17 protein-coding genes are annotated in these 24,588 nt (G+C 70.4%); 9 read left to right on the forward strand and 8 right to left on the reverse strand.

Annotated features, from left to right (window positions below):
• Window positions 1-61: 61 nt before the first annotated feature.
• The gene (locus HAV39_RS26410) at window positions 62-1,342 is read right to left on the reverse strand and encodes an ankyrin repeat domain-containing protein (protein WP_191841859.1); all 1,281 of its coding nucleotides are present in this window, start codon (window positions 1,340-1,342) and stop codon (window positions 62-64) included.
• A 603-nt stretch (window positions 1,343-1,945) separates the two neighbouring features.
• Between HAV39_RS26410 and HAV39_RS26415 the strand changes: the two genes are divergently transcribed.
• Together HAV39_RS26415 and HAV39_RS26420 are read left to right on the forward strand one after the other, a co-directional pair.
• Window positions 1,946-2,173 (forward strand): hypothetical protein, encoded by a 228-nt coding sequence (locus tag HAV39_RS26415; RefSeq protein ID WP_191841860.1) that lies wholly within the window; start codon window positions 1,946-1,948, stop codon window positions 2,171-2,173.
• On the forward strand, window positions 2,170-2,949 hold the full coding sequence (locus HAV39_RS26420; RefSeq protein ID WP_191841861.1) for a pirin family protein: 780 nt from the start codon (window positions 2,170-2,172) through the stop codon (window positions 2,947-2,949). The genes HAV39_RS26415 and HAV39_RS26420 overlap by 4 nt, the downstream gene beginning before the upstream one ends.
• 71 nt (window positions 2,950-3,020) lie before the next feature.
• Here HAV39_RS26420 and HAV39_RS26425 read toward each other — a convergent pair whose 3' ends face one another.
• Window positions 3,021-3,920, reverse strand: a complete 900-nt coding sequence (locus tag HAV39_RS26425; RefSeq protein WP_203736388.1) for an alpha/beta hydrolase — start codon at window positions 3,918-3,920, stop codon at window positions 3,021-3,023.
• A 457-nt stretch (window positions 3,921-4,377) separates the two neighbouring features.
• On the opposite strand from HAV39_RS26425, the gene HAV39_RS26430 reads away from it, so the two are divergent.
• Complete coding sequence (locus tag HAV39_RS26430) at window positions 4,378-5,694, forward strand: cytochrome P450 family protein (protein ID WP_223124432.1); 1,317 nt, start codon at window positions 4,378-4,380, stop codon at window positions 5,692-5,694.
• A 102-nt stretch (window positions 5,695-5,796) separates the two neighbouring features.
• The gene (locus tag HAV39_RS26435) at window positions 5,797-10,008 is read left to right on the forward strand and encodes a tetratricopeptide repeat protein (RefSeq protein ID WP_191841863.1); all 4,212 of its coding nucleotides are present in this window, start codon (window positions 5,797-5,799) and stop codon (window positions 10,006-10,008) included.
• 121 nt (window positions 10,009-10,129) lie between these two features.
• Here the strand turns inward: HAV39_RS26435 and HAV39_RS26440 are convergent, their stop codons facing one another.
• The 4 genes from HAV39_RS26440 to HAV39_RS26455 are packed head-to-tail and all read right to left on the reverse strand — an operon-like array spanning window position 10,130 to window position 16,767.
• Window positions 10,130-10,549, reverse strand: coding sequence for a TY-Chap domain-containing protein (locus tag HAV39_RS26440; RefSeq protein WP_191841864.1), 420 nt, complete (start codon window positions 10,547-10,549; stop codon window positions 10,130-10,132).
• Window positions 10,546-11,040, reverse strand: coding sequence for a DUF6301 family protein (locus tag HAV39_RS26445; RefSeq protein WP_191841865.1), 495 nt, complete (start codon window positions 11,038-11,040; stop codon window positions 10,546-10,548). The genes HAV39_RS26440 and HAV39_RS26445 overlap by 4 nt, the downstream gene beginning before the upstream one ends.
• On the reverse strand, window positions 11,037-15,104 hold the full coding sequence (locus HAV39_RS26450; RefSeq protein WP_191841866.1) for a WXG100-like domain-containing protein: 4,068 nt from the start codon (window positions 15,102-15,104) through the stop codon (window positions 11,037-11,039). The genes HAV39_RS26445 and HAV39_RS26450 overlap by 4 nt, the downstream gene beginning before the upstream one ends.
• Before the next feature lie 46 nt (window positions 15,105-15,150).
• A complete protein-coding gene (locus HAV39_RS26455; protein WP_191841867.1) occupies window positions 15,151-16,767 on the reverse strand; it encodes a transposase in 1,617 nt (538 codons plus the stop codon).
• Between the two features lie 343 nt (window positions 16,768-17,110).
• Here HAV39_RS26455 and HAV39_RS26460 point away from each other — a divergent pair, with 343 nt between their 5' ends.
• The 4 genes from HAV39_RS26460 (at window position 17,111) to HAV39_RS26475 (ending at window position 20,253) form a co-directional block, all read left to right on the forward strand.
• Window positions 17,111-18,370: an SUKH-3 domain-containing protein gene (locus HAV39_RS26460; protein WP_191841868.1), complete on the forward strand. Its 1,260-nt coding sequence runs from the start codon at window positions 17,111-17,113 to the stop codon at window positions 18,368-18,370.
• Between the two features lie 5 nt (window positions 18,371-18,375).
• Entirely contained in the window at window positions 18,376-18,804 is a 429-nt protein-coding gene (locus HAV39_RS26465) for a YbaB/EbfC family nucleoid-associated protein (RefSeq protein WP_191841869.1), read from the forward strand.
• A complete protein-coding gene (locus tag HAV39_RS26470) occupies window positions 18,797-19,171 on the forward strand; it encodes a hypothetical protein (RefSeq protein WP_120314862.1) in 375 nt (124 codons plus the stop codon). Before HAV39_RS26465 ends, HAV39_RS26470 begins: the two co-directional genes overlap by 8 nt.
• A 176-nt stretch (window positions 19,172-19,347) precedes the next feature.
• Window positions 19,348-20,253, forward strand: coding sequence for a hypothetical protein (locus HAV39_RS26475; protein ID WP_191841870.1), 906 nt, complete (start codon window positions 19,348-19,350; stop codon window positions 20,251-20,253).
• An 806-nt stretch (window positions 20,254-21,059) separates the two neighbouring features.
• Here HAV39_RS26475 and HAV39_RS26480 read toward each other — a convergent pair.
• Window positions 21,060-21,752 (reverse strand): hypothetical protein, encoded by a 693-nt coding sequence (locus HAV39_RS26480; RefSeq protein WP_191841871.1) that lies wholly within the window; start codon window positions 21,750-21,752, stop codon window positions 21,060-21,062.
• A 328-nt stretch (window positions 21,753-22,080) separates the two neighbouring features.
• On the reverse strand, window positions 22,081-22,977 hold the full coding sequence (locus HAV39_RS26485; protein WP_191841872.1) for a carbohydrate-binding protein: 897 nt from the start codon (window positions 22,975-22,977) through the stop codon (window positions 22,081-22,083).
• A gap of 158 nt (window positions 22,978-23,135) precedes the next feature.
• Between HAV39_RS26485 and HAV39_RS26490 the strand changes: the two genes are divergently transcribed.
• Entirely contained in the window at window positions 23,136-24,476 is a 1,341-nt protein-coding gene (locus tag HAV39_RS26490) for a helix-turn-helix domain-containing protein (RefSeq protein ID WP_191841873.1), read from the forward strand.
• The last annotated feature ends 112 nt before the right edge of the window (window positions 24,477-24,588 follow it).

The raw sequence follows: 24,588 nt of genomic DNA on the forward strand, positions 1-24,588 counted from the left end.
GCCCATCCACGACGGCTGGCGTCGGCAACCGCCGGGCGCACGCCGGCCAAGGCCGCACCCCTCACCCGGCGTCGCTCGTCGCGCCAAGCACGGCGGGGTCGGGCCAGTGCTCCGGGTCCGTGAGGGACAGCTGAGGGTGCGCGCCGGCAGCGTTCAGGGCCATGAGCAGGTCATTCGGCGCTGAATGGACCAGCGCCTCACACATCGGCGTCCAGCCGCGCCGACTACGGGCGTTGACGTCCAGACCTTCGGCGAGCAGACGTGGCAGCAGTTCCTCGTGCTCGAACAGATGGATCCGGTGCAGCAGTGTCCGGCCTTGGCCGTCGCGTACCTGCGGGTTCATGCCCGCGTCGAGTAGCGCGAGCACCACTCTGCTGCCGCCGTGTTCCATCCGCCGCCACAGATCATGGCGGTAGTCCCGCAGGCGTCTCGGCGCGGCGTCGTTGCCGTCACGCCAGGCTTGTTCGGCCTCGAAGCAGCCGCGCATCGGCGCGCCGAGAACGCGAAGAGTGTGCTCACGCCGCCGCTCGACCTCGTCATGGTGGAGCAGTTCGACAGACCCGTCCCGCAGGCTGATCCAGTGCCACTGCCGGCCACAGCGCACGCGGATCCGCTCGTCCTGCCAGAACCCGGCAGGAACGATCGAGAAGTCCGAGGCGGGTCGGGTCTCGGCAGGGTCCGTGGCAGGGAACAGGGCCGCCCGTACCAGGGGATGCAGTTCCTCGACGCCGATCCGGTCGTGCCGGAGCAGTTCCACGTCGGCCGGGGGCCGTAGCAACTCAGGGTGCAGGCAGATCTCGGGGCCGATCGCGTCCGGCTGCGTCGCAGCCGCGTCGCACCGGGTGATCCGGTGATGACCGCCGGGGGCCGCCTCCAGACGCACCTTCCCCTGGTCGTACCGCCCCGGGCGGCCCTCGTGGCCCCGTAGCCAGCACGACCCGCGGCCGACCTGTTCCTCGACTCGGCGCAGCTCGCGAAGCGCAAACTGCGGGTCGGCGCAATGCAGCATGGCGAGGTCGTGAGGTGCCCAGTAGCCGTTCGCCGACTCGTCGATCACCCAACCCGCCGCGGCCCACGCTCGCGGCGGCCCGGCCGGCCGGTCGACGTGCGACCTGCCGCACGTTCCGCACCGCCCGGCAAGTGGAGGTTCATGGGGCGCGACGAGCTTGGGCGGCTCGGCCGTCTGCGCCATGTACCGCAGCTCGCCCACCCTGCGGAAGTCCCACAGGTACGGCGCGAGCGGGTAGATCGGCCCCTCCCCCAGGTCACCGACACGCACCGTCTGCAGAGTAAGCCGCTGCGAACCGGTCACCCAGTCCGGCGACCGGACGACGAGCACCACGCTGTCCCGGGTCACCGGTCCGTCCGGAGCGAGGATGTATGTCAGTCCGGTGGCCAGCCCCGCCGTCCCACTCAGTGACCGCGGCAGATGCCAGCGGAGCAGATCGGGCGCGAACCCAGCCAGCAGATCCGCGACCGGGCCGGCATCGTCGAACCCGACCGTGACCCGGGCCGCCTCGCACGCAGCCCGCCAGTCACCGCGCTTGCGCGCCTGGGCACACTCGACGACCATCCACTCGGGAACCGCGTACCGTCGAACCAACCGCCGGATGCCCAGCCTGTCGGACAGTCCGCCCACCATGCCACACCTCCGTGTCGTCGCCCAGCGCCGAAGCTCGCCGGCGACCGGAACGCGACGACCGCGAGCCGCTGGCATCGCCGCGGCGGATCATACGAGTACGCACCGATACTTCGAGGCGCGAGTGACTTGGCTGGGCCAGAGGGGCACCTGCGCTGGACGTCGGACCGCGTGGCGGTGGTGAAACCCAGGGTTCATCGTTCGCATAGGGTTTGGGGTAAAAGATCCGGTATCTCCCGTTTCTTGCTAACGTGCGATCCAGGCCTCGTAACGCGAGTGTCCTGTAGGCGCGGCCACGGGGGCAGCATGACCGACTTACGCTATCGGATGATCATGGCGCTGAACGCGATCGACCTGGGCAACCCACTGTGCGAGCAAGTGGCGTCCGTATGCGCCGAAATCTCGGAGCAGTACTGCGCCGAGCTGCACATCGCCTCCGAGGTCGAGCAGATCATGCTTTCCCACGACCCGCTCGCAGGCTCCGGCCGTACCCCGGGCGACGGAACCGGCACCACGGCCAGGATGCCCGCATGAGCGCGGCACGGGCCAGCTTGACGCCTTCGGTGGACGTGCGCCGGGCCGGGGACCGTTTCTGGACCAGGCTCGGCTGGCTGGACTCGAAGCACTCGTTCTCGTTCTCGCGCCACTACGATCCCCAGAACACCCACCACGGGCTGCTGCTGGTCAACAACGACGACATCGTGCACGCCGGGACCGGCTTCGAGACACACCCCCACGAGGACATGGAGATCGTCACGTGGGTGCTCGCCGGGTCGCTGGTCCACCAGGACTCCACCGGCCACTCGGGGATCATCTATCCGGGCCTGGCGCAGCGGATGAGTGCCGGCACCGGGATCCTGCATTCGGAGAAGAACGACTCGTGGCGGCTGGACCACACCACGCCACACCGCGACCCCGTGCACTTCGTCCAGATGTGGGTGGTGCCCGACGAGGACGGCGTCACCCCTGGCTACGAACAGCAGGAGATCCCGGACGAACAACTACGCGCCAACCTGGTCGCGGTGGCCTCGGGCATGGACAAGCACGCCGACAGCGCCGCGATCCGCATCCGCAACCGCCATGCCGCCCTGTACGCGGCACGTCTCGCTCCCGGTGAGACCGTCCCGTGCCCGCAGGCGCCGTTCGTGCACCTGTTCGTCGCGCGAGGAAAGGTCAGCCTGGAGGGCAGCGGCGAGTTGTCCACCGGGGACGCCGTGCGGATGACGGCGACCGGCGGTCAGCAGATCACCGCCGTCGAGGATTCGGAAGTCCTGATCTGGGAGATGCACGCCGCGGTGCGCATGGGCTGAACCGCCCGGATCCGCGATCATCGTCGTCCGTCCGGCCCGCCTGCGGTGAGCCGGACGGACGTCACCGCGGTTCAGCTGCCGGCGCACACCGCCCTGGCCGCCGCGAGGATCTGGTCGGTGACCGCGTCGGGGTGGGAGATCAGCGTCAGGCGCGATCCGCCGGGAACCGCTTTGACCTGGGAATTCGCGCGTTTTGCCATGGCCATCTGCGACTCCGGCGTGATGATCTTGTCATCGCCGCCGATGACGTACCACGACGGGATCGTCATCCAGGCCGCCTGCGCGCTCGGGGTCGAGAATGCCGTCTTGGTCGCCGGACGCTGACTTGCCCAGAGCACCTCGACCAGCTGCTCGGGCAGGTCAGGGGCGAACGACTCAACGAAGACGTCCTCCAGCAGGTACAGGTCGGCATCACCCTCGGGCGCGTTCGGGTACGGGACCGCGTCGAACAGCGTGTCAGGGTCGGCGTTCAGGACCGAAGTCTGCCCGCTGGTCTGCGCGCTGGTCTCGCCCACCGCGGGTGCGCTGGCGTCGACGTACACCAGCTGCTTGACGGCATCGATGCCGGCGGCCGCGTTGCTGATCACCGACCCGCCGTAGGAGTGCCCGACGAGCACGATCGGACCGGACAGGGTCTTGAGGAAGTCCGCGACCGACGCGGCGTCACCGGTGAGTCCGCGCAACGGGTTGGCGACGGCCCGGGCCACGTACCTGGCATTCTGCAGTCTCTGCACCTCGCCGCTCCAGCTGGAGGCGTCGGCGAACGCGCCGTGGACCAGCACCACCGTCGGCTTGACGCAATCGGCCCCGGCCGGAATCGGACCCCCGCCGTCCGAGCGTGACGGCCAGCCGCGAAGTCCGGACCCGGATGCCTGCGCCGGCGCGCTGCCCAGCCCGGTGACGGCCATCGCCATCACGGTCAGCGCGGCAAGCCAACTGGCGCGGCCACCGTCGATCGAAACCATCTTCATCGGACCCCGTTTCGTAAGTGGCACAGCGCCGTCCGCAGCGGACCGCAATCAGCCCGGAAGGCTGCCATGACCGAATGGTGATTCCGAATGCAGACTAACCAGCAGCAATCGGAGCCGGATGGTGAATCGACCGTGACAGTGGTGCGCTACGTCGCAGGTGGGCCGGCGGGGCTGCCCCCATCCGGCTTCTCCGACATTTCTCGAGCCGCCGAGCATATGCTGTTCTGCGGTGGTTGCCTGGGTGTCGCCGAGGGGTGCCGGGATGGCTGGTCGGTCAGCGGGCAGCGGTTCAGAGCCCGTAGCGCGGTCTCTACCACGGCCGGACGGGCCCGCTGCGGATGTGCCGTGTTCGGCGGCGCTTCCCGTGGGAGTCCTGCCGGCGGACTTCGAGGCCGACTATGTCAGCGGGGCTGTCGCACCGTTCTTGTTGAGCAGCGAGTTCGCCGGGGAGACGCCCATGCTCCCCATGATCGATCTCGCATTGACCAAAGAGAACGCCCTGGCCAGCCATCTCTGGGGCCTGCTCTACGACGGCTGGACGGCCGACTCCGACGGGCAGGGCGTCTCTGTCTTCACTCAGGCCTACGAGCGCCGCGGCCCGCACAACGCCCGCAAGAGAATCTTCATGTCGGCGACCACACCGGACCTGATCGACACCCGATACCGCGACAGACTCCGGCGCTTCCACGAGCTGCTGCTCGCCGACGACCACGCCGGCGAGCCCATGATGCGGCGCTTCCTCGACCTGTACTACGAGCTCTTCTGGGAGCTGCACGTCGGCGCGAGCGGCGAGCCGCTGCCCGCCGAGGTCCGCCGGTTCACCGCGGACTTCACCACGGTGCTGGGCTTCTGGTTCCCGACCTCGGAAACCGTGCACCGGGCGTACATGCGGGCACGCGCCGACCGGGCCGCACTCATGACCTGGCTCGACGCCCGCGTCCAGGCGCTCGTCGACGGCACCACGCCCGACCCCGAGAACACTCTCGTCCACTACTGGCTCAAGAACGGCGAGCTGGGCGAGAACTTCAGCCGCGACGACCTCCTGATCGAGTGCCTGCACGATCTGATGGCATTTCCCCAGTGGGCGACGATGGTGCACCACGTGGCGAGCAGACTGGAACCGACGCACGGAGACGCCGACGCGCGGTCCTGGTTCGACAGGACCATGCGGGCCGGGCCGGACGAGGCCGACGGCGGCCCGTTCACCCGCCTGGACCGGCTGGTGATGGAGCTGTTTCGGACGATATCCCCGAACCCCGGGAGCCTGTCGACGCTGCGGCGCAAGCAGGCACTGCTGGGCGGAGGTTTCAGCGGTGTCGTGACGCCGCACGTCGCGGCGAACACCGACCCTCGGCACTGGGCCGACCCGGCGGAGTTCGACCCCGACCGCTATCGGACGGCCCCGACGAGCGCGGACAGTGACGACGCGAGGTGCCGCCAGGCCGGGCTGGCGCGCTGCCCGTTCCCGAAGGAGGCGTTCGCCGTCCGGGACGGCCGCGCGGTGCGGCTGGTCAACTCCGGGTACGGCGCGGTCTACAGCGAGGTCGACGGGACGCCGCATCCGGTGTGCGACACGGCGGGCTATGCGGCGTTCGGGTTCGGCTACCGGCGCTGTCCCGCCGAGCATCTGTCGGTCGAGTTCATCAAGGAGTTCCTGCGCAAGGTCTGGCAGGACGGGATCTCGTTCGTGCGGCTCGACCTCGAAACTCCGGAGCGGGTGCCCGTGAACCCGGGGGCGGTCGCCGACGACATCACCTTCCGCCTGCCGGCCTGACCAGTACCGGTGGAAACCGCTTCACCTTCGGCACATACATTTCCGGCATCACCAGTTCCGAGCGGGCCCGCACCCGCACGGACGGATATCGGGAGTTTCGGAATGAGTTCCACCAGCCTGGGCGGCGGCACCATCCCGCCGGTCGGCCACGAGTCCACCGTCGACAGGGTGCAGGCCGGTCACGTCGTCATCTCGTACGCCCCTGACGATGCGGGGCATGTCGAAGCCGTCCGGGACCTGTGGATCCTGCTGCGCGCGGCAGGTGTCGACGCGAGGCTGGCGACCACATCGGGCGGCTCGCCCGCCGAGCTCCGGCTCGCCGCCGCCGTCGTCGTGGTCGGCTCGCCGGTCTACCGGGAGGTCGCTGCCGCGGAGCCGGTCGGCGATCACACGCAGCTGTGGCAGGCGGCCCGGTCGATCGAGGACCTGGCCGGCGGTGACGAGAAGTCCGCTGCCGTACTGCCGGTGGTGCTGCCCGGCGGCACGGTGGGTCACCTGCCGGCGTTCCTGTCCGCGCACACCGCTCCCCTGTTCCGGCTGCGCACGCTGAGCCGGCGCGGCGTCGCGGCCCTGGTCGCCGCGCTTCACGAGCGCTGCGGGTCGGCGGATCCGACGCCGCGCCACGAGTTGCGCCTGGCCGTGAGCGTGGCGGACGGCAGGGTCCGCTGCGCCACGACGCTGTCCGGGACGCTGCTGTGCGAGCGGAACGAGTTGCTGCCGTTCGGCCGGGACGAGGTGTGGTCGCTACTGGACCTACCCGACGCGCAGACGCGGCTGGCGCGGCTGGGTCAGCGGCTGTCCGAGGCGCTGTTCGACGCCGACTGCCTCGACCAGCTCACCACCCTGGTCACGAAGTCCACCGAGGGCACCGTCGTCGACGTCGTCATCGAAGCCGACGGTTCGGCGCACGAGCTTCCGTTCGAGCTGATCCAGCTCACCGACCAGCAGGTCCTGGCCACCGTCGACGGCGTACGCCTGACGCGGACCGTCACCGGCGTGCCGGCCCGGGCTCTTGCCCCGTCGCCGGGTCCGCTGAAGATCCTCGTCGCGGTCGGGGCACCGGAGGTCACCGAGAACCCGGCGCTGGACGTGGAGGCCGAGATGCAGGCCATCGTCGGCGTCGTCGGTGGCCTGGGCCGGGCCGAGGTGACGATCCTGGAGACGGCTGGGCCGCAGGAGATCGCCGAGGCGTTGCGGCACGACGCGTACCACGTGTTGCACCTGTCCGCGCACGGTTCTCCGTACGGGGTGGAGTTGGAGGACCGCGACGGCAACGCGGTCGACGTGCAGGCCGAGGACCTGGTGCGGGCGCTGCGCCGCGGCGGCCGGGCGCTGCCGCTGATCGTGCTGTCCAGCTGCGGGGGCGCGTCGGATGCGGATGCGGGCCTGGCGGTGACCCTGCTCCGGCACGGCGCCGAGCGGGTCATCGCGATGCAGACCACGGTCACCGACGTGTACGCGACCGGGCTGATCACCGGCGTCTACCGTTCGCTCGCCGAGCAGAACACCTCGGTCGCCGAGGCGCTGGCCGAGGCGAGGTCGGCGCTGTTCGACGACGCGCAGGGCACCCGGACGCCGCAGCGGCCCGAGTATGCGGTGGCGGCGCTGTTCGCGGCCGGGGACGGCCCGCTGTGGGACGCCGCGATCGCGCCTGAGCCCTTGAGTAACCCGACTGAACTGCCCGGGGGCGCGGATGTGCGCGACCTGTCGCTGGGCGAGCTGGTCGGCCGGCGCGGACTGCTGCGCACCGTGTCGCGGGTGCTGCGTGACGAGGTCCCGTCCGGCGGCAGGTCACCGCTGGTCAACGGCGTGATGTTGACCGGCGCGGCCGGAATCGGCAAGACCGCCCTGGCGGGCCGCGTGGTCAACCGGTTGCGGGACGATGTCGACGACCCGTGGGCGATCGTCGTGCAGCAGGGCCTGTGGAATCCGGAGCAGCTCATCGCCGACCTCGCCGGAACCGGCGTCGACGGCCACGGCGACCAGGCCCACGCCCTGGCGGCGATCACGGCCGCGCTGCGTACGCGGCGGCTGCTGATCGTGTTCGACGACTTCGAGCAGAACCTCACCACGGGCGGCGCAGGCTTCGTCGACCCCGGATTCGAGCAGGTCTTCACGGCGCTGTGCGAGGCTGCGGAGCGCGGCAAGATCCTGGTGGCGAGCCGCTACCCGGTGCCGGTCGAGGTGCCGCTGCTGCGGGCCGAGGTGCCGCCGCTGGGCGACGCCGAGCTGCGCCGGATGCTGCTGCGACTGCCCGCGTTGCGCGAACTGTCCCCCGCCGACCGCGAGACGGTGCTGCAGGTCGCGGGTGGGCATCCGCGGCTGCTGGAGTTCGTCGACGCGCTGCTGCGCGGCGGCACCCGGGCCCGGCTGCCCGAGGTCACCGCACGGCTGCGCAGGCTGGCCAGGCAGGAGCAGGTGACGCTCGCCCGCTCGGCCGGCGCCGCCGAGGCGACCCGGCAGGCGGTGGCTCTGGCGGCCCGCGACATGCTCCTCGACGACCTGCTCGGCCTGCTGTCCGAGGGGGAACGGGAGACGCTGCTGCAGGTCGCGGTGTGCCGGGTGGAGCTGTCGCCGGGCGACCTCGCGTTCGCGGTGCGGGGCCGGGAGGCGTCCGCTGAGGAGCACGCCGCGACGGCGGGACACGTCTCCCGGCTGCGGGACCTCACCCTGCTCACCGGCGGCGAAGCGGTCGCCGTGGAGCCGTGGCTGCGGGAGGCCCTGACGCCGTTGCAGGGCGTGCAGCGCCTCGACCGGCATGAGCGAGCCGCGGCCATGTGCCGGCGCATCGCCGCCGAGGGCCGGGCCGACTTCGCGACCCTCACCGAGGCCGTACGCCATCTCGCCTCCGCCGGTCGGTTCGACGAGCTGGCGGAGTTCGCCGATGCCACCCTGCCCAGCCTCGGCGGGCAACTCACCGTGGCGGCGTTCCTCGGCGACGTCACCCCGGCCCTGCCCGACGGCCACGGCGCATACCCGGCGCTGCTCAGCCGGGAACGGGACGCGCTGGAAGCCACCGGCGCCACCACCGCGGCCGCGGCCAAGGGCGAGGAACTCGTCGCACGGGCAGCCCAGGCGGTCGACGCCGCGCCGCAGGACCCGGCGGCCCTGCTCGGGCTCAGCGCGGCGCTGGACGGGCAGGCGCGGCTCCTGCACCGGCTCGGCGACACTCCTCAAGCGCGGACCTATTACGAGCAGGCCCTCGCCATAGATCTCGGGCTGTCCCAAGCCGACCCGGACGACGTGCCGTACCAGCGCAACCTGGCCCTGAGCCTGGAGAAGGTCGCGCGGCTGGCCCTGGACAGCGCCGACACCGGTGCGGCACTGGACGCGGCCCGGCAGGCCCTGCAGATCCGGCAGCGCCTGGCCGACGCCGAACCCGGCGAGCCCGCGCTGCAGCGCGACCTCAGCGCGTCCCTGGACACCCACGCCGAGGGCCTGCGCGCCGCCGGCGACACCGCCGCAGCCCGGGGCCTGATCGAGCAGGCCATGCAGATCCGGCGGAAGCTGGTGGAGGCCGACGAGGGCAACGCGGTCCTGCTCGACGACCTGCTCGACAGCCTCGGCGACCTCGCCGACCTCCTCGGATTCTCCGGCCCGGACACCGAACCAGCCCGGCAGCTGACCGCGGAGGCCGCGTCGGTCGCGACCGCACTCGTCGAGGCTGACCCGAGCAGCGTCGCGTTCCGGCGCAAGCTGCTCGCCTCCCACTGGCGGCTGGGTGCCATGGACCTCGCCGCCGCGGACCTGTCCTGCGCGCAGGAGCATTTCGTGAGCGCGCTGGCGCTGGCCCAGCAATTGGCCGACACGGACGTGGACAGCATCGACGCGCAGCGCGACCTGGGCACGACCTGGCAGCGCATGGCCGACTACGCCCTCGCGAACGGCCGGCCGGAGGAAGTCCGCGGCCACCTCGAACGGGCCCTGGAGGTCGCGCAGGGCCTGGTCCACCGGCTGCCCCGGCACAGCCGCCTACACCAGGACCTGGCCGAATCCTGCCTGCGCCTGGGTGACTGGATGCGCGACCTGGGCGACCCGGTGGCAGCCCGCACCCTGTTCCGGCAGGCGCTGGCCAGCCGTCGGCGCCAGGCCGCGCTCGACCCCGGCGACGCCGGGGCCTTGTGGGGCCAGGCCGAGGTGCATGCGCGCCTGGCGGAGCTGGCGCAGACGGTCGGGCATCCCAGCCGGACACGAAAGCACTGGCAGGACGCGCTCACGCTCGCCGAGCAGGCGCACACGGCGGCGCCGACCGATGCCGGGCGGGAGCAGGTGGCGCTGTATCAGGAGCGGCTCGACGCCATGCCGGTGCGTTGATCGAACGGGCTGCCCGCCGAAGGCGAACCGAACGCGGGCAGCCCGCACCGAGTTCACGCCATGCACCCGTCGGCCCAGTCCGGTCTGTGGAGACTCGCGCGCCACTGGGCGCTGAGGCCGGTTACTGAGAAATGCTCAAGGCGATGGCGAGGTCCAGCGGCTTGTGGGTGTTGTCGTTCCACGCTTTGATCGCCAGGTCAGACGGGCTGGGCACGTTCAGGACGTCGCGCAGCGTCTGCACGAACCGGGACGTGGTGGCGTCGTACTGCGCCGAGGTGGCGGGCCAGGGCAGTTCGAGGTGCCAGTTCGTGTAATGCGGCACGTCCGGTGGGCTCCAGCCGAGTGCGACCAGCGCCGCGTACTGCTGCTCCGGCACCGGCGGCGCATGGACCGGGCCGGTAATCGCCTCGGTAAGCAGCAGGCGCGGGGTCTGCGCGAACTGCACGCCGCCGACGCCATACACCAGGACCACGATGTCTTCGTCGGCGAGGTCGGCCAGGTCGCGGCGCAGCCGGCCGGCGAAGTCGTTCCAGTCGCTCATAGGGCGCTCATGTCCAGGTTGCGCCCCTCTTCGAAGTACTTGCGCTCGGCCCAGTGGGCGCCGACCCCCACGGTGGTGCGGGTGATCCGCACGACGCAGTCGGGCCGGTGCCACACCTGCGAGGGCGTCTTGCCCGGGTGCGACTCCTCGGCGGGGCCGAACACCGACTCGGCCGCGGCAATCACCTCGACGAAGCTGTCGTTGATCGGGGCGGCGTCCTCGTCGACGGCCGGCCAGTGGTTGATGCCCGAGAACTGGATGTCGAGGTCGCGGACCCGCCCGCGCGAGATGTTGATCATCTGGAACGGTTTGTCGAGATCCCAGGCCGCTCGGGCGACGATCGGGCCGTTGGGGACCGATTCGACGGTCGTCCAGCGCAGGCGCGTCATGAGCGCGGGGACCTCGTCGCCCGACCAGGTCCACTGCCAGTCGCGGACGACGGTCAGCGTCGCGAGCACGGCGGCGGGGTCGGCGGTCCTGAAATCGGTCACTGCTGCTCCTCGGGTTCGTACCCGACCAAGTTTATGCTGTCGGCGCGCAGCCGGTCCGGGTCGAGCGTGGCCTGCTGCACCATGATCCTGCCATCGGGCCGGCCACGTACGACCAGGCACTCCAGCCGGCCCGCGGTGAGCAGTTCGTGCATGGCCCTGGCGAGGTCGGGATTGGCCGCCATCACCGGTTGCAGGTAGACGTCGATGGCCAGCACGCCGCGCACGTACTCTGGCGACGTCTGCTGCGAGTTGATCATCGGTCCGCCGGGGTTGGCCGGGTCGGGCACCCACCGGGTGCCCAGCTCAGCTCCGGCGCCCTTCTCCTCGATGAGGACCACGACCGGCGGGTCCCCCGCACTGACCAGGACCCGGTCGAACGTGGCAGGCCTGCCCGGCTCGTCGACACCTCCGGTGACCAGGGTGCTTCCCGGATACAGCTGCTCGGTGACGTAGTCGCCGGCGAGCAGGCCGAGCCGTTCGCTGGCGCGAACCAGTTCCTTGCAGACGTCGTGGTAGTCGGTCAGCGCCTGCTGGAGGGCGATCCTCTCGGCCGGGGACAACACCCGCGTCATCACCCGCCAGAACTCGTCGGTGTTCTGGTTCTCGGACCCGAACGTATTGCGGTCGACGGTGAACCCGGCGGCGGTGATCTGCGGGATCAGCGGCACCACCTGCGTGGTCCAGATCGTCTCCTTCTGCTTGCTGGTCTGCTGGTGGGCGGTGACCCCCGCGGCGAACGCGGCCCCGGCCTCGGTGGTGGTGTCCACCGGCAGGGCGACGGCGTTGGGCAGGTCACTGCCCACCACGCCTTCGGGTGGCAGCTTGTTGTCGTCGGTGTAGAAGCGGTTGTTGCCGTCGAGCAGCCGGCCGTCGTCGCTGCGGTGGGTGCCGATCGGGTCGCCGGGAAAGTGGTCGAGCCCGTCGGCGCCGCGCATCAGCTCGCGGCGCTGGGTCCGGCCGTCCATCTGCCCGGTCGGGGTGAGGTCGTCGCGGGTGTAGCGCGGCACGTCCGGCGCGGTGGGCAGGGTGGTGCCCGGGGTGGCCGGCGCGGGGCTGCTGTGGTCCGGGGCGGGTGCCCAGTGACCCGGTGGCGCGTCGGCGACGGTGAGGGGGCGTAGCTGCGGGTCGAGGGCGAGCCCGTCCATGCGGGTGACGCCGTCGGTGAACGGCGGCCGGCCAAGCCTGGTGCCGCCGTCGTAGTAGCGGATCTCGCCGTCGTGGTTGATGACGTTGATGACGTGCGCGGTGCCGTCGCTGCGCTGGAAGCACACAATGCCCTGCGCGCCTGGCTGGCTCAGGCTCAGTTCGAGCTGATCGAAGCCCGCGGTGACCGCGGCCGCCGCCAGGCGGGGGTTCAGTGTGCGCAGATCCGGCGTGAGCTGTTGGAAGTCGGTGCCCAGGACCTGTTGTATGCGCAGGTGCCCGTCTGGCGGTGGCGGCGGGATGCTGCCGTCGGGCGTCGGGGTGCGTCCGGCGGCGACCCGGGGCAGGCCGGCGTAGGTCGACGCGAAGGCCAGCGCCCGGTCGACGCAGGCGGTCGCGCGGGTCGGGTCGTCCTGTGGGGACACGGGGTCGAACGCTGCGCCCCAGCCGTTGTCCGGTGACACGTGGGGCTGGAAGGAGCCGTCGGGGTTGCGGGGCAGCGACGCCTCCAAGTCGCGCTGCTGCGCCACCGTCGGCATGGTGTGACCGTCGGGCTCGCCGTACTGCCGGCTGTCTTCGATTCCCGGTGGCGGGCCGTCGGTGGGTTGCGCGGCCGGGTCGAGGCCGCCGGGTGCGGGGGTGTCGCGGTCCTGGGTGGCCTGCAGCGCGTCGGTGAGTATCTGCTGGCGCTGCCGCACGTCGGGGCCGGCCTCGACGTCGGTGTCCGGGTCGGCACGCCGGTCGTTGTAGAGCGACTGGACGGAGGTTTCGGCACGTAGGCGCACCCGGGCCAGGTCGACCACTCGGCCGCCGAGGTTGCTCGGGCTGAGCGTGTCGCGGTGTGTGGCCATCCAGTGCATGGCCGCGGTGATCCTCGCGGCGCGGTCGAGTCTGGCCGCGTCCTTGTCCGACAGCTGCGTGCCGTCGGTCGTGGGCGTCGTGCCTGCGGGGTGGGTGCTGGTGGGACCGCCCGGCACTGGGCCAGCCGTGGCCGGGGTTGCCGTGGCGGGGGTTGCCGGCGAGGGCGTGGCGGTCGTCGCGGCGCCGACCGGTGTGCTGCCGATCGTCGGAGTGCCGGCAGAGGGGCTGCCGGTCGTCGGTGTGCCGGTCGAAGAACTCGTGTTCGTCGGCGTGCTGGCCGTCAGCCCCGTGCCGGCGGGGCTCGCCGCGGTCGTGCCGGCGGTGGTGTGGCTGGTCGATGCAGTCGTGCTGGTGGCCGCGGTCGGTGTCGGGCCCGGGGAGCTCGGCCGGGTGTCGGTCGAGGCTGCGGTGATCCCGCCAGGGTTCGTCGCGGTGCTGGTGGAGACGTTCGTGGTGATGCTCGGGCTCGTCGAGGTGCCCGGCGACGGCAGGGATGTCGAGGCTGAGACCGGCGTGCCTGCCGAAGCGGTCAACCCACCGGTGGCCTGCGTCGGCACGCCCGCAAGCGAGGCGGGACCACGGGTCGTCGTCGCGGAACTGGCCGATGTACCGGTGGTGGACCCCGACTGCGCTGCCCCCGCCTGCTGGCCGGGCGCGGACTGGTTGGCCGCCTGCACGTTGGCGGCGGCCTGCTGCGTCGCCGCCTGCTGGGCGGGCGCGGACTGGTTGGCCGCCTGCACGTTGGCGGCGGCCTGCTGCGTCGCCGCCTGCTGGGCGGTCGCGGCCTGCTGCGCGGCCTGCTGGCCGGGCGGTGGTGCGGTCGCGTCGACGGCGGTGGCCGCGTCGATGCGCAGCGGTCCCGCCGTGGTGGCGTCGATGCCGAACCCCGCGGCGACCGGTGGCGCGATACCGCTCAGCGAAGGCCCCTGCACGGGGCCGCCGCCGTACGACGCTGTGGTGGACGGATGCTGGGTGTTACCGGTGTTCGTGCTGGTCGTGACGGCGGGCTGCTGGCTGGGGGGTGCGCTGCGGGTATCGGCCTGGTTGCCGAGCGGCTGTCCGCCGGTGCCGGCAGGATCCGCGGTCAGCCCGCTCTGCAGGGTCTGGCTGTTGCCGGCCAACTGGTTGAGGTTCTGGACCTGCGAGTTGATGTTCGCGGTGAGGTTGTCCAGGCCGCTGGTGCCCTGCCCGAGCATGCTGGAACGCGCCCCGGACGTGGCCGCCATGCCGACGTCGTCCAGGCCGGGGACATTGCCGGTGGCGAGGTTGCCCGCCACGTCGCCGGCCACTTCGGCAAGCACGTCGTTGCGCATGTTGCGGACGAAGCCGCCGCCCGGCCCGAGTTTGAGGTTCACGCCCGCGGCCGCGAACCCGCCCGCGAAGCCCGCGACCCCGGACATGCCGATGGCCATGCCGTCGAGGCCGTCGCGATGCCCGTCGGCGATCTGCGCGCTCTGGATGGCGGTCTCGGTGACCAGCTCCTCCAGTGCCTCCTTGGCACCCTCTTTGATCATCTTTTTGAGGGCGGCCTTGGTGAGCTCCTTCATGCCCTTCTCGGCGAGCTCCTTGAGCAGCTTCTTGATGATCTGCCGGATGGTGTACTGGGTGGCCATCTGCAGCACCGGGATGCCTGCCGATGCCGCGCCGAAGGTGCAGAACGCCGCCACGATGAGCGCGATGACCTCGATGACGAACAGGACCAGCTCGATCCAGAACTCGATCTTCGCGGCCTGGATGTCCTGGCCGGCGGCCTCGACGACCTGGCCCATCACGTCCAGGATCGAGATCAGTTGCGGCAGCGCAGAGTCCGCGGTCGCGCCGAGCTGATCCCAGCTGAGCTTGACCGCCTCGCCGAGCTGGGTCTGGGTGCCGCCTGCCGCCGATACGGCGTCGGTCACATAGGCGGCGGCGTCCTGCAGTGGGCCGGATGCCCGGTCGGCGGCCTTGAACCACTCGTCGGCGAGATCCCAGATGATCTCCTCGTTGCCATCGGGCCAGTCGGCGCCGATGACCCACTCCAGCAGTGGCCGCACCTCCGAGGGCACATGCAGCAGCTCCATCGGATTCGGGATCGGGGAAGGCAGTACAGACACGGCTCCACCGTTCCTATGAACTGTGCATGAGTTGCACAGGCTCGGTCGTGTGCCCCGAACGGTGTTGGGCAGACTGGTCGCCCGCTTTCGGGTCGCAGTCCGGTGACGGGCATCGTGTGCGCGGTCCGGGAATGCGGCGGCGGGGTCCCTCACCCCCAGGCACGTCCGGTCCGGCCTGGACGCTCCGATGCCCCATCCGATCGCTCTGGTCGGGTGGGGGCGGTGGCGTCCGTCGCCGGGCCTTGTGTCCCTGGGCGCGTCGTCCGATCACGATGCTCGCAGCGTCATGCCGGGTGATCTTCTTGGTAGGGGTGTTTAGGGGCTTGTGCCAGTGTTCGGCGCCCCACTTCGAGGTGTAGGCAGGGTCGACCGCCACGATGGTGATACCGGTCTGGTCGGCCATCGAGACGAGCCTGGCCCGTAGCCTGCCGGTCGGGAAACGCGAGATGAGCCGGCGGAACCGCTTCCTACGCCCGTGCTTCTCTCGGGTCTTCTCAGCAGCGAAGTCCAGGTCCTCCACTGCGATCGCTTTCACGCCGCACGTTTTGGCCCAGTGCAGTAGCCGGGTGAGGGCGTGGCGGACCTGCGCGTCGCGGTGATCGGCGGTGCCGGACAGGTCGTAGCCGAACCGGCGCGGTGCACCGGTCGGGTTGCCGTGGGCGTCCAGGTGCCAGGCGGCCAGGTGGTCGTCGTTGGCGTCCACGCCGACACACCCCGCGACCAGAGCAGCCGCCAGACCGACGGTGGGGGCGGGCGCGTACTGCCACGACGCGGTCAGATACCACCTGTCGCGCTGCGGGTCGAAACTGATCCGGTATGCCACGGCCCGGTCGGCGGCGATCCGGTCGGCCCACTGCTGCCCGCGGTGGGCGAAGCCGACACGACAGGTGAGCAGGTAGCGGCCGTGCGGGGCGTTGGCCAGATCGGCCAGCGGCGCGGGCAGTTTCATTGACAGCTGGCCGTCATCGGTGACGCGGATCGTCTCGTTGCCGAACCTTTTGCCGGACTCGCCGTCTGCGGACAGGAACCAGCGTGCGGCCTGCCACCGCTGCCGCCACTGCGGCTCGGTCAGTCCGGCCTCTGCGAGATGATGGCGAGTGTTTAGCAGCCGTCGACCGCCACGGACCACGCGGACCCGGCCGCTGTCGTAGTCAGCGACCGCGGCCGCGTGCCGGGCTGTCAGACATGCCAGACGTCGTGCTTTGGCGTGCCACTCCTGCCGCGACCGGTACCCGCCCGGCGTGCGTTTGGTGCCCTTCTGCCCGAGCGGCTGGGACAGGCGGTGGGCCAGCATGTCGATACCGGCCTGCAGGCCCTGCACGTGCGCGGCCAGACCACGGCGCGCCAGCGCCCACTGATCGTGGGTGGCCTTGGTGATCGACCCGGCCCACCGCGACGACGACAGGCCCGTCAACTCCCGCTTGCGCTGCGCCCACCGGTCGCTGTCGTGGCCGAGCCCGTCAGCACAACGCTGTTTGAGATCACCGGCGGCCAGAGAGCCCAGGTGCGCACCCACCACCCGCAGCACCATCTCGTCCTGGGCCGTGAGGTTCTTCAGACGGGTCCGGATCGCTACTCCCGACGGACCTGGCACCACGAACGGCGCGGCGATCGGGCGCAGATCAGCCATGAACAGCGGCCTTCAACCCGCAGCGAGCACGGAAATCTACCAACCGGCACATGCGCGCACAGCAGGACTCCCACACCACAACCGTCACGAACCGCACCCTAACATCCACCCACATACATGCATAAACAGGTATACACAGTTAGCCAGCAGCAGTTCACAACCCTCCTGACCGGACCTCGGCACCGCAGCCGAGTCTGCAAACTACCGCACGGGCAGTCACCGCGCAGGCCTCGTTCTGTGCAGTGCGGCACAGTGACCAATGTGTGCAGTTAGACGGAATAATCCTGTGTGCCTGGTACATCCGGGGGCGGTCAGGCGTTTGCGGCCACGGTAACCTCGCCCGGTGAGTGTGTTCACCCGACGCGATGCCGAACAGGTCGCCACCGGCCTGGCACGGTCCAGCAGCAACCCCGCCGGGCCGCTGTGGCGTGGCTGGGTGCAGGAGTTCCCCGACGCCTTCGTCGTCTGGGCCACCCCGGCCGCCGACCAGCAGGCCGCACCCGGCTCCGGCGCGAAGGTCCTGATCGAGCGGGAGACCGGGGCGGAGGCCGTCTTCGGCTCGATCGCCGCCGAGCAGGCCCACGACCAGTGGCGTCGCGATCCCGCCCGGCGTGGCGTACGCCGCGCCGTCGGCGCCGTGCAGCGGCTGGGCCGCGCCGGCGGCCTGGACACCTCACTGACCGTCAGCGCAGTCCTGGCCTTCGACGACGGCCGCACCGTGACCGCGGTCGGTTCCAAAGTCGACGCCGAACCGGTGCACCACCCCCTGGTCGCGGCCTGGCTGCGCGCGCAGCCCGGCGGCATGAAGACCCGCGGCCAGTCCCGGCACGCCGAACTGATCGTGCTGTCGGACTGGCTGCTGCGCGCCGACGCCACCCGCGCCGCCACGGGACTGCCGCCGACCAGCCTCGAACAGGCCCGCACCGAACTCGGCCAGGCCCGCGTGCAGCTCAACCACCTGCGCGACGGGGCGATCCCGCAGCCTGCAGCCGCGACGCCGTGCGCGGGCTGCCTGCGCGCCTGGGTCGACTTCGGCCTGCTCGACGGTGCCCTGCTGCACCTCACCGACCCCGTCACCCCGCACCCCCGCAACGAACTGCCCGGCACCCGGTTCCCGGCGCTGGTCACGGCGGCGCTCAACGAGGCCGGCTGGGGGGCGTTCCCCGACCCGGCCGACCGCCTCAGCCTGGCCGAAGCCGTCATCGAGCAGATCGCCGACGAGACCGGCCTGTCCCCACTGGCGCCGGTCCGCCAGATCTTCGCCGAGTTCGGCCCGTCGCTGCTGATGACCGTGCGCGGCCGCGGCGCCCAGAACTGGATCACCCCGTACCGCATCGGCCACGACGGCCTCACCGGCGTCCGTGACGTGCTCACCGACCTGGGCCGCCGCCTGGGCCGGGCGGTGTTCCCGATCGGCCTCGACGACGACGGCGCGGTGCTCGCTGTCGACGCCGACGGCCGCGTGTTCGCCGCGGACCAGGGCGGGGAATGGTGCTACGGCCACGGGTTCGACGTCGCCGTGACCGCGCTGACGCTGGGACAGTCACCGGACCGCGTACGCGAGGACGGCACGATGGAACTGACCGGACTCGGAGGCCTCTGACCGCCATGCGCTACGCCGACAGAAACGCCAACCCGGACCTGATGGCCCGCTTCGACGAGGTCTACGAGCGCTACACGAAACTGCGCGGCGGCCTGGGCACGCTGCAGGCCAAGCTCAAGGACGTGAACGCCACCGCGAGCAGCCCGACCCGGCTGGTGACGGTGAAGGTCGGCCCGCAGGGCCAGCTGATCGAACTCGTCATCCACGACGACGCCTACCGCCGGTATCCGGCCCGCGAGCTCTCGTCGCTGATCCTGGGGCTCACCCGGACCGCGGCCGCGGAGGCCGCCGAGAAGATGCAGCAACTGCTGGGCGAGTTCATGCCGGCGGGCACCGGCGCGGCGGAGTTCGTGCGCACCGGAGACTTCGATTCGCTGCTCAGCCGCACCGACGAGACGCTCGGCAAGCCCACCGCGGCGGGCCGCGATGACTGACGAGCGCGCGATCCAGATCGACAGCGACGCCACGACGCAGGCCGGCAAGCGCATCGTGTTCGCCGGGGAGGACCTGGCCGACCTGCACCGCGACATCGGGCGGATGATCCGCCAGCTGTCGGCCGGCCCACCGTGGAGCATGGACAAGATCGGCAAGCAGGTCGAGGTCGGGGACGGCGCCGAGAACAAGGGCTACCGGGTCAACGAGGAAGAGGTCCTCAAGGCCTGGGCCACCGTCGCGCAGGCGATCCAGAACCTCGGCGTCAACGTCCAGAACGCCGTGGCCAACATCGTCAACGCCGACGTCGTCAGCTCGGTCAACGTCGAGTCGGTGCGCCAGCCCGGGACCAACACCAGCCGCCTGTGAGGGCGTGGCCCGCAGGGCGGGGACCCTCGGCGGGCGTCGCCGGATCATCGAGCTGGTAGCCGCGCCTGCGGACGGTTCGTGTGTCAGTTTTCAGAGATCGGCGTGCCGCATCGCCCGAATCTGGACAATTAGTCAGGCATGAAGTCGGCCTACCGAAAAGCAGGAGATGATCATTGGTGCTCCGGACATCCGTGCGCATCGGCGCCGCGGTAGCAGTGCTGCTACTCGGCTCCTGCGCCACGCGCCCCGAGCATGCCGGGCAGTCCGAAGCCTCCGTCGGTCACGCGGGTCCGACTGCGAGCGCCGCTCTCGACACGTGCGGTCCCTACGCGCCCTTCGACGCCGCGAAGTTCGCCAAAGCCACGGTCGTCGACAACGAGTGGTTCCCCCTGGTCCCCGGCACCCAGATGATCTACGACGGGCGGTCCGTCCAGGACGGCACGCCCGTCGCCCACCACGAGGAATTCACCGTCACCGGCCTGACGAAAGTCGTCAACGGAGTGCGCACGGTGGTGGTGATCGACAGGGACCTCCACGACGGCAAACTCGACGAGCAGGAACTGTCCTTCTTCGCCCAGGACGACGACGGCAACGTGTGGAACATGGGCGAATACCCGGAGGACTACGAGGACGGCAGGTTCACCGGCGCGCCTGACGCCTGGATCAACGCGGCGGCCGGCGCGCAAGCCGGCGTACAGATGACCGCGCACCCGCAACCAGCCACCCCCGCGTACCGGCAGGGATACGTCCCGGCGATCAAGTTCCTCGACTGCGCCCAGCCCCTGCAGGTCGGGCAGAAGGTATGCGACGCCACCACGTGCTACCCCGACACGTTGCTCGTCGACGAGTGGAGCCCACTCGACCCCGGCAGCGGCCACCAGCACAAGTTCTACGCCGCCAGGGTCGGAACCGTGAAGGTCTCCGCGGTGGACGACCCCGAGGCCGAGACGCTGCGGTTGACCGTCAAGAAGACGCTGGACCCGGCGCAGCTTCACGAGGTCGATACCGTGGCCAGGCTGATGGACACGCGCGCCTACCGCAACGCGCCGGCAGCCTACGCCGCAACCGAACCGGCGAGCTGACCACGGCGATCACATGGATCGCGGCGGGGTGCACCTGAACGGTGACCAGACCGTATGGGTCAGCACCCGGTGCGACCGAGGCGCGTGAGACCGTCGGCCCAGCGGAACGCTCCAGCTCATAGCTGACACGGCGAGCGTCACCGTGGGGCTGGCGCCTCAGATCGCAGATCCCGGGCTGCATGTCCGGCCTGGGCGGACTGCGATTCGGGCACCGGGATCGGTCGGCCCAGGGGCCGGCCTTCCTACTCGAACCGCCGGCGCTGCTCGGCTTTCGTGGGACATGATGGTAGCTGCGCTATCCCGATGGAGGTGCGAGATGATCGCAACTGTCCTGAGCGCTGTCATGATGTTTTCACAGGTAGCCGCGTCGCCGCCAAGGGCCGCCGACCCCATCACCGAGTGCCACCAGTTGTTTCCTGGCGATGATTCCTACAACAGGCAGCACGAATGGCAATGCGTGCTCAACGCCTGTCCGTGGCTGAACCCGAATAATCCGTATGCAGGTGATGGCTGGTATTACTGCCAGCACCCGGACGGAGATCTCGGGCCGTCCGCCGTGCAGGCACCCGACCCTGTCGGCCCGACCGGCGAGGGCTGGACCTTCGCCAACCCGCGGACCGGGGATACCTGGTACGGAAATCCGGAGTGGGCTTGCTCGAACTCCCCGCCTCCGCCCAGGTGGGTATGTCTCGGAACAGACGACTGAGCCCAGACTCCGCTCTTGGGCAATCAGCGGCCCAGCTCACCCGCCCCGGGGTGCCGCATCGGTGTACCTGGTCCAGTCGCCGCGGGACGAGCCGCTGGCGTCACACATAGCGCGTGACCTTCAGCTGCACCTCGTAATGGTATGACGAGCCCAGAAAGCCCGCGTCGTGGTCGATCTTCCAGGTGAGAATCTCGGTTTCGGGGCCGAGAACCGGAATGTCGTTGTCGTACTGGCCGAGCTCGTCATCAGCGTCGAAGCTGCGGATCCCCTCGACGATCATTGCGATGTCGCCGGCGGCACTTGCCGCCTTTCCCCCGGCGCCGACCTTGCCATTGACCTTGGCGAGGCGGCCGCCGATGGCGGAGGTGAGTTGCGCCGTGTCGCTCCAGTCCTGCGAGTCGCTGTCCTCGTCGTAGGCGACGGCGGAGATGTGCACTGCGTCCACACCGGCGGCGGGTCCGTCGAAGAAGACTTTGCCCTGGTCGAAGTCGTGCCAGGCACCGTCGCTGGCGATCTCGATGGGTGGGGCGACGTTGCCCCATGCGGCCGCCGGCGCGTACTGCGTTGCGGGCAGGCTGGCCCCGCCAAGCACGTAGAACTCGTCGTCACCCAGGTCATCTTCGGTGGCGGTGCTCATCACCTTCACCAGTTCCACGCGGACCTTCGCCGGCGGCGCGGGAGATGGGGCAGCCGTGTTCTCGTCGTCGTCACTGCCTGAACAAGAGGCGATACCGACGCTGGTGGCGACAACGACGACCACGCCACCGATGATCAGTCCCAGAGGAATTCGCACGCTTATCAGTTTCATCGATGAATGAGGTCGGCAATGTCCTCTGTTTCGTCACGCTAAAGCGACCAGTCGGCACCTAAGTGTGACGACTTCTCCAGCGAACACACCGACATTGCCTTCGAAGCGAGAAATTGTGGCGGCAGACGCCGACTCCACGGGCCGGAATAGCGCCGGCTGGTTCCCCGTCCCCGAGTTTCACGACTTTGCAGGAGTGTCATCGGCGGAGTCAGGGCTTCTGCAGCCACCTCGACGTTCGGCGGAAGGATCTGTCCCTCCCGGCCCCCGCCGTGATCACGCGGAGGCCGGGACCGCACCGGGAGTTCGGCCCCGGTTACTCGTGGACGAGCCAGTTGTCGTTGGCGTGGAGGATGTTGAAGCTGAGCGCCGGGCACTTGTACGCGCTGGGGTTGGGGCTGGCCGACGGCATCCAGGTGGAGTTGCCGGTGCCGGCCGGAATCCAGGTGCTGCCCGACAGGACGGTGATGGAGCTGCCCTCGAAGGCCACTCCGGCGGCGGCGATGTCGTCGCAGATGTAGGTGCGCCCGGCCGGGTTGGTGTTGGAGTAGAACTCGAACATGTCCCAGCCCTGCTGCCAGCCGCTGCGGTCCGTGCCCGAGCTGGTGTACATGGTGTCCCACGCCGCCGTGCTGTAGTTGTAGAGCGTGGCCGTCCAGGTGTTGGTCGCGGCGTTGGTCTGCCGGATGCGAACCGTGTATGCCTGGCGGCCGTTGACGGTGGTGGCGTACTTCGCGAGGAACGTGCTGTTGATGTTCATGGTGACGGCCGGCGCCCCGGGTCCGCACCAGTTCCAGGCCCACACCTGTGCGTACGTGCGGGTGTGCACCGTGACGACCTCGATGCAGGAGCCGTGCGGCGGCTTCATGGTCGGCGAGTAGAGGTAGTCGGCGGCGTTGCTGAGCCGGAAGTTCGGGTTCAGCGTGTGTGTGGCGGTCATGCCGGTCCAGGTGGCCGAGGGGAAGACGCCCCACCAGTTGTGCAGCTGGGCTGCAGCGGCCGTCATGTTCTGCGCGGATTGGCGGCGCAGCGTGGTGGCATCGCGGAAGGCGTCGGCGGCGTCGCCGGCGGCGGCGACCGCGGCGGCGCCGCGCAGGGCACCGCTGACCTGGCGCACTTCCGAGTCGGGGGCCGCGCTCGCGGCGGGGACTGCGGAAAGCCCGATGAGGACCGTCATGGCCACGGTGAGCACAGCGAAGCGGGGGGTACGCATCGCAATCCGTCCTTTCGTGGGGGTCGGGAAGCTGCCTGGCGGGAGTGTCAACAGGCGTGGCAACTACAGTTGTGCTATCTGTTGATTGTCAGTGGACAGAGGCCCCTGTCAATAGACAAGTGCAGATGTGTCACATTGCGGGAGTGGAGGCTGGCGAGGTGTCGGACAGTGTTGGGGCTCGCCTGCTCGCGGCCCGAACCGCACGAGGGCTCTCGCAGCGTCGGCTGGCCGAACCTGCGTACACGCCCGCCTACGTCTCGGCCGTGGAACTGGGCCACCGTCGCCCGTCAGCGGAGGCGCTGCGGTTCTTCGCCGAACGCCTCGGCATCGACGACGACGAACTCGCTACCGGCATCCCGGCCGGACTCGCCGCGGAGCTGCGGCTGCACCTGACCGAGGCGCGACGGCACTGGTCCGCCGGAGCGCCCGCCGTCGCCGTCGCCGCGTACCGGCAGGTGCACGAGCGGGCCAGCGCGGCGGGCCTCACCGAGTTGGTCGGCCTCGCGCTGCAGGGCCTCGGGCGATGCGCACAGCAGGCCGGGGAACTGACCCAGGCCATCGCGCACTACTCCGCCGCCGAACGAGAACTGGCAGAACATCCGCTGCCGACGCGGGTCCCGTCGATCGTGGGGCAGGCCACCTGCCACGCCCTGGCCGGCCGCCTGCGTGAAGCCGTCTTCCTGCTGACCAGCACCATCGACGCCCTCGAACGGGCCGACCTGACCGATCCCGACGCCGTCCTGCTGCTTCACAGCGGCCTGGTCAGCCCCTATACCCAGCTCGGGCTGCACGCGGACGCGGCACGCGCGGCCGAAGTCGCGATCGCGCTGGCACCGCGCGTGTCCGATCCGGAACGGGTGGCAGCCATGCATATCCGCGTCGCCGCCACCTACCTCACCCAGGGCAAGCCCTCGCTCGCGGAGGCGTCGCTGGCCAAGGCGCACGACCTCTACAGCCGGCTCGACCTGCGCACCGAACTCGGCTACTGCCGTTGGTCCCTCGGCTACACCCATGCCCGCACCGGGAAGCTGGACGAGGCGGCCCGGGAGTTCGCGGCCGCCCGGGAGGTGCTGGTCGCCGCCGGAGCGGCCTTCCAGGTGTTGCGGCTCGACTGCGAGATCGCCGACGTGCTGCGTCGGCAAGGCCATCCGCACGAGGCGAAGATCCTGCTGAACAACACCTTGGCCGCCATCGACCCGGCCGACGATCTCATGGCCGTCTCGGACATCCACCGCCAGCTCGGCCTTCTCCTGGTCACCGAAGGCGACGCGGTCACGGCCGAAAACCACTACCGCGCGGCGGTCGCGCTGCTGGAACAGGCCGACGCCGCATTGGAACTCGCGGTCACCTGTCGACTGCTCGGCGATCTCCTGAGCCACCTCGGACGACATGCGGAGGCAACCGCCGTCTACCGCACCGGACTGCTGGCGACCGAGGGAGCCTCACCGCCCCTGCTGGGCACCGACCGACCTGCCGCGTCACTTCACGCCAACCAGTAGGACCAAGCGCAGGTCAGGTCGTTCCCAGGGGGCCGGTAGTCGCGCGCTTCGCGGCAGATTCGGACGTCTCTCGCCATGCCGGCACCGGCATGGTCTGGTCGCGCGCGCCGGG

It is taken from the genome of Catellatospora chokoriensis (assembly GCF_011297315.1).
Taxonomy (GTDB): domain Bacteria; phylum Actinomycetota; class Actinomycetes; order Mycobacteriales; family Micromonosporaceae; genus Catellatospora; species Catellatospora citrea.

Bases quoted from the DNA above. Each gene is read 5' to 3' on its own strand.
- HAV39_RS26415 (WP_191841860.1), top strand. From the start codon at position 1,946: ATGACCGACTTACGCTATCGGATGATCATGGCGCTGAACGCGATCGAC.
- HAV39_RS26420 (WP_191841861.1), top strand. From the start codon at position 2,170: ATGAGCGCGGCACGGGCCAGCTTGACGCCTTCGGTGGACGTGCGCCGG.
- HAV39_RS26425 (WP_203736388.1), bottom strand. From the start codon at position 3,920: ATGAAGATGGTTTCGATCGACGGTGGCCGCGCCAGTTGGCTTGCCGCG.
- HAV39_RS26430 (WP_223124432.1), top strand. From the start codon at position 4,378: ATGCTCCCCATGATCGATCTCGCATTGACCAAAGAGAACGCCCTGGCC.
- HAV39_RS26435 (WP_191841863.1), top strand. From the start codon at position 5,797: ATGAGTTCCACCAGCCTGGGCGGCGGCACCATCCCGCCGGTCGGCCAC.
- HAV39_RS26440 (WP_191841864.1), bottom strand. From the start codon at position 10,549: ATGAGCGACTGGAACGACTTCGCCGGCCGGCTGCGCCGCGACCTGGCC.
- HAV39_RS26450 (WP_191841866.1), bottom strand. From the start codon at position 15,104: ATGGAGCTGCTGCATGTGCCCTCGGAGGTGCGGCCACTGCTGGAGTGG.
- HAV39_RS26455 (WP_191841867.1), bottom strand. From the start codon at position 16,767: ATGGCTGATCTGCGCCCGATCGCCGCGCCGTTCGTGGTGCCAGGTCCG.
- HAV39_RS26465 (WP_191841869.1), top strand. From the start codon at position 18,376: ATGCGCTACGCCGACAGAAACGCCAACCCGGACCTGATGGCCCGCTTC.
- HAV39_RS26470 (WP_120314862.1), top strand. From the start codon at position 18,797: ATGACTGACGAGCGCGCGATCCAGATCGACAGCGACGCCACGACGCAG.
- HAV39_RS26485 (WP_191841872.1), bottom strand. From the start codon at position 22,977: ATGCGTACCCCCCGCTTCGCTGTGCTCACCGTGGCCATGACGGTCCTC.